Source organism: Marisediminitalea aggregata (assembly GCF_900129565.1).
GTDB classification, from domain to species: Bacteria; Pseudomonadota; Gammaproteobacteria; order Enterobacterales; family Alteromonadaceae; genus Alteromonas; species Alteromonas aggregata.
In genome coordinates this window covers 748,402-760,776 of record NZ_FQWD01000001.1, presented here as the reverse complement: position 1 = coordinate 760,776, position 12,375 = coordinate 748,402, and the positions used below count along the sequence as shown (strand labels likewise).

At 50.7% G+C, this 12,375-nt stretch carries 13 protein-coding genes; 9 read left to right on the top strand and 4 right to left on the bottom strand.

What is annotated here, in order from left to right; all coding sequences use genetic code 11:
• Window position 1: 1 nt before the first annotated feature.
• Genes BUB81_RS03245 through BUB81_RS03230 form a run of 4 tightly spaced genes read left to right on the top strand, consistent with a single transcriptional unit; the run spans window position 2 to window position 3,185 of the window.
• A complete protein-coding gene (locus BUB81_RS03245; protein WP_073318072.1) occupies window positions 2-979 on the top strand; it encodes a COX15/CtaA family protein in 978 nt (325 codons plus the stop codon).
• Between the two features lie 9 nt (window positions 980-988).
• A complete protein-coding gene (gene cyoE, locus BUB81_RS03240; RefSeq protein ID WP_084526174.1) occupies window positions 989-1,921 on the top strand; it encodes a heme o synthase in 933 nt (310 codons plus the stop codon).
• Window positions 1,918-2,571 carry an SCO family protein gene (locus BUB81_RS03235; protein ID WP_073318069.1) on the top strand — a complete coding sequence of 218 codons (654 nt, stop codon included), beginning with the start codon at window positions 1,918-1,920 and terminating at the stop codon, window positions 2,569-2,571. Before cyoE ends, BUB81_RS03235 begins: the two co-directional genes overlap by 4 nt.
• A complete protein-coding gene (locus BUB81_RS03230; RefSeq protein ID WP_073318067.1) occupies window positions 2,571-3,185 on the top strand; it encodes a GNAT family N-acetyltransferase in 615 nt (204 codons plus the stop codon). Before BUB81_RS03235 ends, BUB81_RS03230 begins: the two co-directional genes overlap by 1 nt.
• A 9-nt stretch (window positions 3,186-3,194) precedes the next feature.
• Here BUB81_RS03230 and BUB81_RS03225 read toward each other — a convergent pair whose 3' ends face one another.
• A complete protein-coding gene (locus tag BUB81_RS03225; protein WP_084526172.1) occupies window positions 3,195-4,280 on the bottom strand; it encodes a polysaccharide deacetylase family protein in 1,086 nt (361 codons plus the stop codon).
• Between the two features lie 96 nt (window positions 4,281-4,376).
• Between BUB81_RS03225 and BUB81_RS03220 the strand changes: the two genes are divergently transcribed.
• Window positions 4,377-5,639 (top strand): MATE family efflux transporter, encoded by a 1,263-nt coding sequence (locus BUB81_RS03220; protein WP_084526170.1) that lies wholly within the window; start codon window positions 4,377-4,379, stop codon window positions 5,637-5,639.
• Here BUB81_RS03220 and BUB81_RS03215 read toward each other — a convergent pair.
• Both BUB81_RS03215 and nfuA read right to left on the bottom strand, forming a co-directional pair.
• Window positions 5,617-5,841 carry a hypothetical protein gene (locus BUB81_RS03215; RefSeq protein WP_073318061.1) on the bottom strand — a complete coding sequence of 75 codons (225 nt, stop codon included), beginning with the start codon at window positions 5,839-5,841 and terminating at the stop codon, window positions 5,617-5,619. The genes BUB81_RS03220 and BUB81_RS03215 overlap by 23 nt on opposite strands.
• Before the next feature lie 21 nt (window positions 5,842-5,862).
• Entirely contained in the window at window positions 5,863-6,441 is a 579-nt protein-coding gene (gene nfuA / locus BUB81_RS03210; RefSeq protein ID WP_073318724.1) for a Fe-S biogenesis protein NfuA, read from the bottom strand.
• Window positions 6,442-6,562: 121 nt separating this feature from the next.
• Here nfuA and BUB81_RS03205 point away from each other — a divergent pair, with 121 nt between their 5' ends.
• Complete coding sequence (locus BUB81_RS03205) at window positions 6,563-9,229, top strand: M14 family zinc carboxypeptidase (RefSeq protein WP_245819104.1); 2,667 nt, start codon at window positions 6,563-6,565, stop codon at window positions 9,227-9,229.
• Window positions 9,230-9,315: 86 nt separating this feature from the next.
• Here BUB81_RS03205 and BUB81_RS03200 read toward each other — a convergent pair whose 3' ends face one another.
• Window positions 9,316-10,098: a ComF family protein gene (locus BUB81_RS03200; protein WP_073318059.1), complete on the bottom strand. Its 783-nt coding sequence runs from the start codon at window positions 10,096-10,098 to the stop codon at window positions 9,316-9,318.
• Between the two features lie 30 nt (window positions 10,099-10,128).
• On the opposite strand from BUB81_RS03200, the gene bioH reads away from it, so the two are divergent.
• The 3 genes from bioH to BUB81_RS03185 all read left to right on the top strand — a co-directional run bounded on the left by bioH (window position 10,129) and on the right by BUB81_RS03185 (window position 12,332).
• On the top strand, window positions 10,129-10,944 hold the full coding sequence (gene bioH / locus BUB81_RS03195) for a pimeloyl-ACP methyl ester esterase BioH (protein WP_073318056.1): 816 nt from the start codon (window positions 10,129-10,131) through the stop codon (window positions 10,942-10,944).
• A gap of 135 nt (window positions 10,945-11,079) precedes the next feature.
• Window positions 11,080-11,412, top strand: coding sequence for a hypothetical protein (locus BUB81_RS03190; protein ID WP_073318053.1), 333 nt, complete (start codon window positions 11,080-11,082; stop codon window positions 11,410-11,412).
• Window positions 11,413-11,417: 5 nt separating this feature from the next.
• Window positions 11,418-12,332: a putative metalloprotease CJM1_0395 family protein gene (locus tag BUB81_RS03185; protein WP_073318050.1), complete on the top strand. Its 915-nt coding sequence runs from the start codon at window positions 11,418-11,420 to the stop codon at window positions 12,330-12,332.
• Window positions 12,333-12,375: the final 43 nt, after the last annotated feature.

The window sequence follows — 12,375 nt, the reverse complement described above, 5'->3', positions numbered from 1 at the left end:
TATGCGAAAACTGGTTGGTTTCAGCATCATACTTGCCGTTGTGGTGATTGTACTGGGCGCATACACACGATTGACCGACGCGGGCCTGGGTTGCCCGGACTGGCCGGGTTGTTACGGGCACTTAACTGTTCCGGAAGCCGAGCATCACGTTGAGGCGGCTAACGAAGCATACCCAGAGCGTCCGGTTGAGGCACACAAAGCCTGGAATGAAATGATTCACCGCTACTTTGCGGGATCCCTGGGGCTTTGTATTCTGGCGATTGCCATTATTGCCCTGATTAAACGTGAGCCAGACAGACCGCTCAAGTTACCCATGTTGTTACTGGGGCTGGTAATTTTTCAGGCGTTACTGGGCATGTGGACAGTGACACTGAACTTATTGCCAGTGGTGGTCATGGGGCACCTGCTGGGGGGCTTTAGCGTGCTCACCTGTTTGTTTCTGCTATACCTCAGGCTGTCGGCATTCCGCATTGGCTATGTTAATGAACGCGTGAAGCGCTACGCAGGCTTTGCGGCCCTTGGCGTTGTAGTACTGGTTACTCAAATTGCGCTGGGCGGCTGGACGTCAGCAAACTACGCCGCCCTGGCTTGTACTCAGTTCCCGGTTTGCGAGGGCGACTGGATGACCAATATCGACCTCAATGGTGCTTATAGTGTGCCTGAAGCCGACAACTACGAATTTGGCGCTCACAGTTATCCTGAACGCATGACCATGCATATAGTGCATCGCTTCGGGGCTATTGTAACCCTGCTGTACCTGAGCTGGCTTGCATTTACGTTGTACCGCCGTTCTGGTTCACGTGTGATCAGACAAGCGGTTACTGTAATGAGTCTGGTACTGGCGTTACAGGTAGGGCTTGGCGTGAGCAATGTGGTTTTCAGTCTGCCACTGAGTGTTGCGGTGTTGCACAACGCAATTGCCGCCTGTCTGTTAATGGTGTTGGTGATGATCACCTATACCTTGTATCGAAAAGTGTAGGAGGCTGTTATGGCTAAATCCACAACTCTGTCCAACAGTAGTTCATCTGTAAAGCCTGCCTCTACCGGGTGGCGCGCATCCTGGCGTAACTATTATGAAATGACCAAACCCAGAGTCGTTATGCTGTTACTACTCACCGCATTGGTGGGAATGTGTCTGGCTACGCCCGGATGGGTGCCGCTGAGCACGCTAATCGCCGGCCTGGGAGGTATTGGGCTGTTGGCGAGCGCTGCGGCGGTCATTAATCACGTGGTCGACCATAAAATAGACAGCCAGATGGCGCGCACGTTTAATCGCCCTGTGGCGAAAGGCAAAGTCAGTGTCAACAATGCCCTGTTGTTCTCATTCGTACTCGCTGCGGTGGGTTATGTTGCGTTGGAACTATGGGTTAACCGCTTAACTGCCCTGCTTACCCTGGCTAGTCTCGTTGGTTACGCAGTGGTGTATACCATGTTTCTTAAACGCGCCACGCCACAAAATATTGTGATTGGCGGCCTGGCAGGCGCAGCACCGCCCTTATTGGGGTGGACAGCGGTAACCGGACAAGTCGATGCCTATGCATTATTGCTGGTGCTGATTGTATTTACCTGGACGCCGCCTCATTTCTGGGCGCTGGCAATACACCGGGAAAAGGACTACGCCAAAGCCAAAGTGCCTATGTTGCCAGTGACTCACGGCGTAGAATTCACCAAAACATGTGTGCTGCTATATACGGTATTGCTGTGCCTGGTGTGTTTGTTGCCGTATCTGATTGGTGAAGCGCAATTGTTGTACCTTGTTGGTTCATCGGCGCTGAATGCGGGCTTTATGTATTATGCACTTAAGCTGAAATACGCGGCGGATCAACACACTGCAATGGCAACATTTAAGTTTTCAATTATTCATCTCATGGTATTGTTTGTGGTATTACTGGCTGATCACTACATACCGCTAACACTATGAGTCAAAAAATTTGGATCGTGCTTGCAGGCATCGTTGCCTTGTCTGCAGGTGCGTTTGTTGCTGTTGTAAAACCCTTTCAACCTTCCACCCCCACCCCGGAATACTTTCAGTATTTCCCTGAACCACGGAACCTCGCGGATATAAGCCTGGTTGATCAAACAAATACGTCAGTTGATAACACAGTATTCAATGGGCGCTGGAGTTTGCTGTTTTTAGGCTATACTTACTGTCCGGATATCTGTCCTACAACCATGGCGTCGCTTGGCAGGGTTTATCCGGAATTAAAAAAAATTGGTTCTGATAATGCAGTTCAGGTAGTGTTTGTGTCAGTGGATCCGAATCGGGATACACCCGAACGACTGGCTTCTTACGTTGAGTATTTTAACGCTGAGTTTGTGGCCCTGACCGGTGAGCACGCTCAGTTGTTTCCGTTTGTACGTTCCCTTGGCCTTATGTATGCCATTGCCGAAAGTACAGACAATCCTAATTACCTGGTAGACCACAGTGCATCTGTGGTGGTCGTTGATCCACAGGGGCGGGCTTTGGGACGATTTAAACCAAAGTATACTCCCGGTGAGCTTGCTGTCAGTGATAGCATGCAAATTGCTAAAGATTTGCCTTTAATAATAGGTAATTACAAGAACAATTAATGCCATGTCATAGTGTAGTACGTAACGCCAGATTGGATGATGGCGGCGTTACCGTCCCACTTCTGTTTGCTGCAGGTAAGCGCTTACTCACAGAGGTATTTGGTCTGGGTGACCCCCAAGTCGCTCTGGATTACCTTGCTTTTGCCTGGCAAAAAGGCGGGGGACAGTACGGTTGTGACAATCACTGGGTAGCAGAAACTGATGGCGAAGTGACCGGTCTCATAAGCTGTTGGCACAGCCACCTTCCCGAAGAGTTTGACCGTGTTACCCTCCAGTCTATAGTCGACTTCTACGGTATTGATACCGCGTTGGATGTCGTCCTGAAATCGCAGATGTACATGGCTGTTATCGAACCTCCAATGTTTTTAGAGATGGGGGTGGGCCACATTGCTGTCGTTGAATCCGCGCGGCGTAAAGGCGTTGGCGCGGCGTTGATTAAATTTATGGAAGAAAAGGCCCGTGAATTGAAAAAGAATGCCGTGGTACTCAACTGCGAGCTTGATAATCATGGCGCTATTCAGTTTTACCAGAAACTGGGATATGCGGAGCATCGCGTTAACGACAGCTTCATGCAAATGATCCGCGCTATCCCTCTCAACCGCTCTTCGTTGTAATCCTGCTCATCAATCCGGGTATTTACCGTTTTTGTCAGCTCTGAAAAATGGAATTGAATACCAAAAGTAACGGCCAGCCATTGTTTTCGAAGGCGCTGTACAATTCACTCTGGAACGGCCTACCGGCAAGGCTTTATTCAAATCCACACTAAACTGACTGCCGTTTACCTCGACCGGCAATGTGTCACCCTGGTAATAGCAGGTTACCTGGTTGATGCGCAGCTGATTTGCCACGGTCGCATCCAGTGTCACTGTAATGGGTGCCGATAGGCTTGGGCTGGATAACTCGGGATTGGACAACGACATGTTTACCACCGGCATGGCAAAACTGGCCATTTTGGTTTTCAGTGTAGAGAGTTTTGCATAAGGGCCTGCAGCAGGAAAGCGCGGAATAGCAGCCAGATTTGAAAACGGCCCAACGGCACCAGAGTGCTGACCGAATCCGATATAGCCTTGCTCTTGCAGCTTGTTAGCCAGTACTTCGTTGTACTCGCCAAAAGGGTATGCAAGGTACTTTAATGATTCACCTACCTGGGCGGAAATTTGCGCCTCGGCGTCGGTGACGTTTTGCCACACCCGGTTTAGCCACTGCTTCTCGCTTTCGCCATCACGTTTTTCCAACATATGAAGGTGATCCAGCGTGTGGTTGGCAAACGTCACCCCTTCGTTGTGCATGGCCTTCACCGTGTCCCAACTTAGCTGGTTAGACTGAACGCCAATCACCGACGGATTGATAAACACGGTATAAGGAAAGCCGTATTCTTTTAGTAAAGGATGGGCGTTTTCATAAATATTGTTGTAACCATCATCGAATGTGATCGCAAGCGCATTGTCGGGCAACGGCGTATTGTGTTTGGCGGCCTCTACGATGTCTTTTAGCGGAAAGACAACATAGTTTGCTTTGATAAAAGCAAGGTGCTCAGCAAACTCATCCGGTGTAACAGACGTGCTGCGCGGCGTATTTTCTGCGACGTGATGGTAAAGCAGTATCACAGCACCGACATTCTTCATTTCTTTTGCCGGTGCTACGTTGAGAGCGGCGGTAAAACCCCATATCAACATCGAGATAACCAAGGCTCTCATGATAGACTGCATGTATTCTCCTTACTATTGTGGACTGTCGTGACCCGCGCAGCGTATTTACAACGGGGCTTGCCCGCACATTTCACTCTGCTGACCTTAGCGGTGCCGATGATTTTGGCTAACATTACCACGCCCTTGTTGGGTTTGGTAGACACGGCCGTAATGGGGCATATGGCGGTGTCTGCGCCGCTGGCCGGGGCCGCAATAGGAGGCTTGATTCTCACTCAAATCTACTGGGTTTGCGGTTTTTTGCGCATGTCTGCGACAGGGCTGAGTGCACAGGCAAGAGGCAAGCAAAGCAGTGAAGAAATCGCAAAAACCTTTTACCAGACGGCGTTTGTCGGCTTGGCGATTGGCCTGCTATTGCTGATTTTGCAGCAACCTGTATTGTGGGCTGGGCTGACACTCACCGCCCCCTCTGAGGTGGTTTCCAGGTTCGCGGAAACCTATTTTAACGTGCGTGTTTGGGGCGCACCGGCGGCGTTGAGCAATATTGCATTAATTGGCTGGTTGGTAGGGCAGCAGAAAACCCGTGCAGTGCTGTTCATTCAGGTAGTTGGCAACCTGCTCAATGCCGGGCTGGACCTGCTGTTTGTCTGGTCATTTGGTATGGGCGTTGAAGGGGTGGCACTGGCCAGCGTGATAGCAGAATATACCATGGTTGTAATGGGGCTCTGTGTCGCTATTCAACATGTTGATGGGGTGAAGCCAGTCTGGCAATGGTTTAGTCGCAGTGCCCAAAAAGTACTGATGAAGCTAAACGGCGACATGTTGCTACGCAATCTCGCATTGCAGGGTTGCCTTGCGTTCCTGACCATACAGGGTGCGCGTTATGGAGAGACCGCCACGGCAGTTAACGCCATACTCATGCAATTTTTTGTATTAATTGCGCTGGGGTTGGACGGCATTGCTTATGCGGTAGAGGCCACAGTGGGCGAAGCGGCGGGTGCAAATAGCAAGCAAGGCGTTGTGATACAAACGCACCGGGGGTTGATTTGGTCGAGTGTTGTTGCCATTGGCTACGCCCTGGCGTTTTACGGGTTGGGCGACAACATTGTGTGGATGCTAACCGATATTAACGCCTTGCAGACCGCCGCGATGCCCTACTTGCCACTGATGGTATTACTGCCATTATTGGCGCACTGGTGTTTTCTTTTTGATGGCGTATTTGTAGGGCTCACCAAGGCAAAATCAATGCGTAACACCATGATAATCAGTGCTTTGGTAGTGTATTTCCCGGTGTGGTTTGTACTGCGTGAGGCGGGTAATGAAGCCCTGTGGTGGGCGCTACTGGCTTTCCTGCTGGCACGAGGCGTTACGCTGGGAGGCAGTTTTTATCTGTACTATGTCAGGGCCGCCGACCAGGGTTAATGTTTTTTGTCAGTCTGAACCATAACAGTGCCAGGTAGCCTGACATGGCCCAGATAAAACCGCACAGCAGCGTGGCGATACCAACATAGTATAGTGGCAGCCACCACCAGGCACCGATTAGCATCATGCCAAACCCCAGAGCGAATATGAGTAAACCCCGGGTAAATCGGTGCCAACCTTTGGGTGGCGTTACCGTATCCATTGCCCAGCTATCACTGATGCATTAGTAGTATGAGTGCTCGCCCGCAGTGTGCTCAGTGGCATCGCGCACGCCTTTGATTTCTCCTGCAAACTGGTCGAGCATTTGCTTTTCGATACCCTCTTTCAAGGTAACGTCTACCATTGAGCAACCGTTACAACCGCCACCGAATTGCAGAATAACATACCCTTCTTCAGTGACTTCCAGCAGCACGACTTTTCCGCCGTGATTGGCAAGCTGAGGATTGATTTCTGATTCGATCATGTAATTGATACGTTCAACCAATGGGGCGTCATCGGCGACCTTACGTGCTTTTGCGTTCGGTGCCTTTAGCGTGAGTTGCGAGCCCATCTGATCCGTGACATAGTCAATTTCGGCCTCTTCCAGGTACGGTGCGCTTTCTTCGTCAACCACGGCATCAAAGCCATCGAAGGGTAAACGCATGTCAGTAGGTTCAACAGCATCTGGTGGGCAGTAAGATACGCCACACTCTGCGGTAGACGTACCTGGATTGACCACAAACACCCGAATATTTGTGCCAGACTCCTGGTTAGCCAGTAGCTTAACAAAGTGAGCCTGTGCCTCTGTAGATATTGAGATCATGATAGAGTCCTGCATAATCATAGAATTGACGGTATGATAACAAATTTACCTGAGTAAAACACTCGGGTATTAAAATAATCAGCCCAAATACACGACAGATAGTACAAGGCTAAGTATTACAATGATGAAAGTCTTTCGAACCGGTTTCTGGATGGGTATTCAGAAGGCAGTCCGGTGTGTAGTCACTCGTGATCGCGCACAGGATACATACGTTTTAACAGGCAAAACGTCTCTAAAACAGCATAGTTCCCAACGCCTGGCGCTGGCCATGCTGTTAATTTGCAGTAGCCCGTTTAGCTTCGCAGCGGGTAAGCCCGCGACGGATTACCTGCCGGTAAACAGTGCCCTTAATCCGGATATCCCCACGCCTGAGTCAGTGTTAGGTTACGATGTGGGTACCTGGCATGTCCGTCATGATCAGCTTGTGCGATACATGCAGGTGTTAGCGGAGTCGTCTGACCGTATCAGCCTCGAGGTGACTGGCTACACCCATGAACAGCGCCCGTTATTGTTGTTGACGATTACCGCTCCCCAGAATCGTGACAAATTGCCGCAGTGGCAAAAAGCCCACGTCGAGAATGTAACCCAAGGCACACGCGCAGAAGATGGCGCGCCATTGGTGCTATACATGGGATACAGTGTGCATGGTAATGAGCCTTCCGGGGCGAATGCATCGCTGTTGGTCGCCTACTACCTGGCGGCGTCGAACGACGCTCGGGTTACCTCGTTGTTAAGCGATAATGTAGTTTTGCTGGACCCGTCGTTCAATCCGGACGGGCTGTCACGCTTTGCGCAATGGGCCAATATGCATAAAGGCCAGGTGCTGTCCTCTGATCCTGAACACCGTGAACACAATGAGGGCTGGCCTAATGGTCGTACAAACCATTATTGGTTCGACTTGAACCGGGACTGGCTGATGCTGATCCACCCAGAGTCCCGGGCCCGAATTAAACAATTTCAAAAGTGGCGTCCTCATGTATTGACCGATTTTCATGAAATGGGGACCGACAGCACGTACTTTTTCCAGCCTGGCGTACCCAGCCGTAAAAACCCTTTCACACCAGAAGGGAATGTACGTTTAACCGAAGCCCTGGCAGACAGTTTTATTCAGGCCTTCGATGATCAAAAAAATCTTTACTTCAGTGAAGAAGGCTTTGACGATTTTTACTACGGCAAAGGTTCTACTTACCCGGATGCACAAGGCAGTATCGGAATTTTATTTGAGCAAGCCAGTAGCCGCGGGCATCTGCAGGATTCCATTAATGGGCCGGTGGCGTTCGCGCAAACCATTCAAAATCAATTTACGATGTCGTTGGCCGTGTTCGACGGTGCGTTAAAGAACAAAGCGGCACTTACAGAGTACCCCCGCCGCTTTTACAACGAAACGCAGTCGCTCATTAAAGACGACGATATTGCGGCTTATGTGCTACACGAGCCTAAAGATGCCTGGCGCTTAAAGCGGGCGAAATGGGTATTTGAACAGCACGGCATTGATTTTATTGTGCCTGAAAACGATGTATCGGCAGACGATAAAACGTTTGCTGCGGCGCATACGCTGGTTGTGCCACTGAACCAGCAAAAATACCGACTGATCAAATCGCTGTTCTCAACGCAGCAGCAATTCCCGGACAATACGTTTTACGACGTGTCCAACTGGAATTTACCGCTGGCGTTTGATCTTGGGTTTAGCTCGCTTACTGCACGTGAGTTGAAACGGGTAAAACGCGGTGAATTGCATCAGAACGAATTGCCTGCAGTTGCCAGCGACGCCTATGGATATGCGTTTGAATGGCATCACTTTACATCACCGGCGTTATTACAAGCGTTGCTCTCTGCGGGTGTCGATGCGCGCATTGCCACTACGTCGTTCAACGCCATGACAACCCAAGGCGAGAGAGCGTTTGAATTGGGCAGCATCGTGGTGCCAGCTGGCGTTGTGCAGCCTGAAAATGTTGGTGCCCTGATTGCTTCGGCCAGTGCTAAGCATCAGGTGCCTGTGTATTCCATTACCAGTGGTTCAACGTCGGTAGGCAGTGATTTAGGTAGCCGCAGCATGGTGCCCGCCAGAGCGCCCAAAGTACTGGTAATAGGCGGCGAAGGTACTAACCCTTATCAGGTGGGAGAAATCTGGCATCATCTGGATACCCAAATCGGTATGCCTGTGACACTGATTGAGCAGGAACGCCTTGGGCGAATTACCCTGGCGGACTATTCTCACATCGTATTCGCCTCCGGCCGTTATGATCTTAACGACAAACAAAGTAACGCGATCAGTGAGTGGGTGAAAGCTGGCGGTACCCTGATAGGACAGATGTCGGCCCTTTCTTTGTTTAGTAAGGAAAAGTGGCTGTCTGTGCAGGTATCCGACCGGAATGATGTTGACAGGCTGTTTGATGAGTCTGGGTTAACGTATGCAGATCGCTCTGCGCTTGCGGCTAAAAAGCTTATTGCTGGCGCGGTATACATAGCGAATATCGATGTCACACACCCGCTGTTTTACGGGTTTGATGAACCCTACTTGCATGTGTTTAAAACAGCCAACACGGTAGTTAGCAGCTCTCAGTCTCCATTTAATGTGCCTGCCCGTTATACGCGATCGCCGCTGGTGGCGGGGTACAGTGCCGATGTCTTGGCTGAAAAAATTGCCGGCAGTGCCGCTGTTGTGGCGCAACCAATGGGACGTGGCCGGGTAATTGGTTTTACCGATAACCCACAGTTTCGTGGCTATTGGTATGGCACCAGTAAGCTAATGAGCAATGCATTACTGCTGTCCGAAGCAATCCGTTAATCACCCTTCAGCACTGCGCTTTACCACCCTGGGTGAGGCGCAGCGTCATTTATCCCAAAGCATACACACGGTCCTAAAAATAGGGACTAATATTGCTGCAGCAACACACGTTGCTGACGGATCTGGCCGGATACCAGCGCACCAGGGTCGGCTTTGGCTGGTGTAATGGCAAGGGCCCACAGTGCTACTGAGGTTTCGGGGTAGGCTGAATAGATCATATTGCTTAATGCAGCGGCAGTTGCCCCGGTTGTCACTACATCATCCAGAATCGCCACTCGCGAGGGCAAAGGGTCCTTACTCAGGGCGAAAGCCCGTTTCAAATTGTTAAGTCGTTCCCGCCTTCCCAATGATTGCTGTTTACGTTGAAAGCTGCGTCTGGACGCCCAGTTGGCATGCACCGGAATGGATAAACGGCGTCCTATTGCATTCGCTAACAATAAGGTCTGGTGGTAGCGCCGTCTGGCAAAGCGCCAGGAAGAGGTGGGTACTGGCAGTATGCAGTCCGGCAGGAATGGGTCCGAGGGCAGTGCATAAGCGACAAACCAGTCAGCCAGCGTCTGGGTTAGCTGCGGGTGACCGTTTTTATACTGGTTGATAAGATGATCCATTGGCCACTGATAGTAACTACAGGCATGCACTGAAGTGTAGCGCCCTGATACCAAGCCTTTTTTGATTGGCGGCCAGAGCAGCAAATTATCAGGGAGTACCGGCGTATTAAAGAACAAACAGTCTTGTTCGCATACTTCACATATCAGCCTTTGTGTGGGCTGCTGGCACAGATAGCAATGGCTGTCCGGCAAGCACTGCGGAATGCGCTGAACCGATGAAGTGAAATCTTTTATTCCGCTTTTTAATTTGCTCAGGTACACTTTTCTAAACCTTCAAGAGGAAGCCATTGCGTGGTTGAGAATAACACTAATGTGAGGCTTGAAAGCCTGTCCCAGGGATCGGGAAAAGAACTGGTTTTTATACACGGTTGGGGTATGAACAGTGCCGTATTTACGGAGTTCTTGCCCTATTTCGAAAATCAATTTCGTATTACCCGTATCTGTCTACCGGGCTTTGGTACGAATGCCAACACATTGCCCAGTGAGTACACCCTGGAGCAGCTAGCAGATGCCGTGGCCCCTGCACTTCCTGACGATGCCGTTGTCGTGGGTTGGTCGCTCGGTGGGCTAGTAGCGCAACAACTTGCACTCCATCACAGTGAACGGGTAGCCGGACTTGTGACGCTAGCCTCTACCCCTTATTTTGTTGCTGATAAGTGCTGGCCAGGTATAGCGCCTGAGGTACTGGCGATGTTTCGTCAACAGCTGGCCAGAGATTACGACAAGACCCTTGATCGCTTTCTGGCGATCCAGGCCATGGGCAGCGCCACCGCAAAACAGGATGTAAAAACCATTCGTCAGCAGGTTAAAACACTGCCGAATCCGTCGGTGGAAGCGCTGGAGGCTGGTCTTCAGCTCCTGCAAAGCGTTGACTTGCGCGCCGATATTGGGCGCATCAGCCAGCCTACCTTGCGCCTGTATGGTCGGTTGGACAGTTTGGTACCCACAAGTGGTATTGATCGTATCCACGAGCTACAACCTTCTGCAGATACCGTTGTTATGCCGCATGCTGCACATGCCCCGTTTATTAGTCATCCCACGCAAACTGCAGATATTATTAGTAATTTTGTACATAACCTGGCGAGAATAGACAAACGCTGCAGTTAGCGCAGATCATCGGGGCTGCAATGTTGTAAAGAATACGCTGCATTCAGTGCAGTTTTACGCTCGATAAACAGACATAAAACTTTTCAAATGGCCAAAATTGATTAATAATTAGCCATGAGAGTGTAGAGGTAGTGTATGTCTGGGGTAATTGCGAATAATATTAATTCGGCCATCATTTCTGGTCAGTTTGGATTGCAGCGGTCGTTTGACGGCATGACGCAGTCTGCGCTTAATATTGCCCAGCGTTCGGCTCAGCAGGATGTGGCCGCCAACGGTCCTACTGAATTATTAGCCAATGCGGCAGTGCAGAGTCTGTCGAATACATCCCGCTTGTTGCCTTCTGGCGGCGATAGCCTCACCTCTGATTTATTGTCGATGCAGTTGTACAGTAAAAATGCGTTGGCGTCAGCCAAGGTGATTGATGTTGCAAACGACACCGTGGGTAAAATTATCGACACGCTGGCCTGATTATCATGAATATTGTCACGCCAATTCCTTCTACCTTTGCCATTCCTACGGCAAATCTGAATACCGAGGCAGCCCGGCGGGATAATCTCACCCGCGAGACCATTCCTCAGGCGTCTGATTCGAAACAAGGCAGTGCTGAGCAGGGCCTCGGCTCTGAGTCGGATAAATTAAAATCGTCGGTAAAAATAGCGCAGCCGCTCACGTATGAAAGACCGCAGCCTAATCAGGCTGCGCAAAGCCAAAACACGGCAGAGCAACAATTCGACAATGCGGATGATGAGAGTGCTGGTAAGGACGATGCACGCGATCGTCAGCAGCAACAAGCTGAACAACGCGAAATTGAATCACTCAAGCAGCGCGACCAGGAAGTGCGTGCGCACGAGCAGGCTCATGCCACCACTGGTGGCCAGTATGCGGGTTCACCGCAATACGAATTTCAACGAGGCCCAGATGGACAGCGCTACGCGGTAGAAGGTCAGGTTTCTATTGATATTTCTGCCGAATCAACACCAGAACAAACGATCCGCAAAATGCAGCAGGTGCGTGCTGCGGCATTAGCGCCAGCTGAGCCGTCACCGCAGGACTTACAGGTTGCTGCTGAAGCATCGCGACTGGCGTTTGAAGCCCGGGCTGAAGCGGCAAAAGAGCGCAATGACGAGGTTAGCAGTGATAGCGATGCTGCAATGGAGCCCCCCAGCCTTGAGGACATTGTGGATGTTGCTCCGGCTGACATTCCGACCCGTAAGCTGGATGAATTAGCGGTCGATAACGACATCGATCCGCGCAGTGCCGGCGGCAGACGTTCCTTAGACATAGAAAGTGTGAACGTGTCGCAGATGCAGCAACGCAATCAGGTTATCGCCGGTTTCTATAAATCGGTGTCTTCACCGATGACTGAAGGCTTCTCTGCCACAGCGTAATAGTGAATTTTGAACATAAAAAAACGGGCCGTATTTACGGCCC

Excerpts from the sequence above, each read along its gene's own strand:
- BUB81_RS03190 (WP_073318053.1), top strand. The coding sequence starts at position 11,080 with ATGTCTGGGGTAATTGCGAATAATATTAATTCGGCCATCATTTCTGGT.
- BUB81_RS03185 (WP_073318050.1), top strand. The coding sequence starts at position 11,418 with ATGAATATTGTCACGCCAATTCCTTCTACCTTTGCCATTCCTACGGCA.
- cyoE (WP_084526174.1), top strand. The coding sequence starts at position 989 with ATGGCTAAATCCACAACTCTGTCCAACAGTAGTTCATCTGTAAAGCCT.
- BUB81_RS03215 (WP_073318061.1), bottom strand. The coding sequence starts at position 5,841 with ATGGATACGGTAACGCCACCCAAAGGTTGGCACCGATTTACCCGGGGT.
- BUB81_RS03235 (WP_073318069.1), top strand. The coding sequence starts at position 1,918 with ATGAGTCAAAAAATTTGGATCGTGCTTGCAGGCATCGTTGCCTTGTCT.
- nfuA (WP_073318724.1), bottom strand. The coding sequence starts at position 6,441 with ATGATCTCAATATCTACAGAGGCACAGGCTCACTTTGTTAAGCTACTG.
- BUB81_RS03220 (WP_084526170.1), top strand. The coding sequence starts at position 4,377 with ATGATTTTGGCTAACATTACCACGCCCTTGTTGGGTTTGGTAGACACG.
- BUB81_RS03205 (WP_245819104.1), top strand. The coding sequence starts at position 6,563 with ATGATGAAAGTCTTTCGAACCGGTTTCTGGATGGGTATTCAGAAGGCA.
- BUB81_RS03225 (WP_084526172.1), bottom strand. The coding sequence starts at position 4,280 with ATGCAGTCTATCATGAGAGCCTTGGTTATCTCGATGTTGATATGGGGT.
- BUB81_RS03230 (WP_073318067.1), top strand. The coding sequence starts at position 2,571 with ATGCCATGTCATAGTGTAGTACGTAACGCCAGATTGGATGATGGCGGC.
- BUB81_RS03245 (WP_073318072.1), top strand. The coding sequence starts at position 2 with ATGCGAAAACTGGTTGGTTTCAGCATCATACTTGCCGTTGTGGTGATT.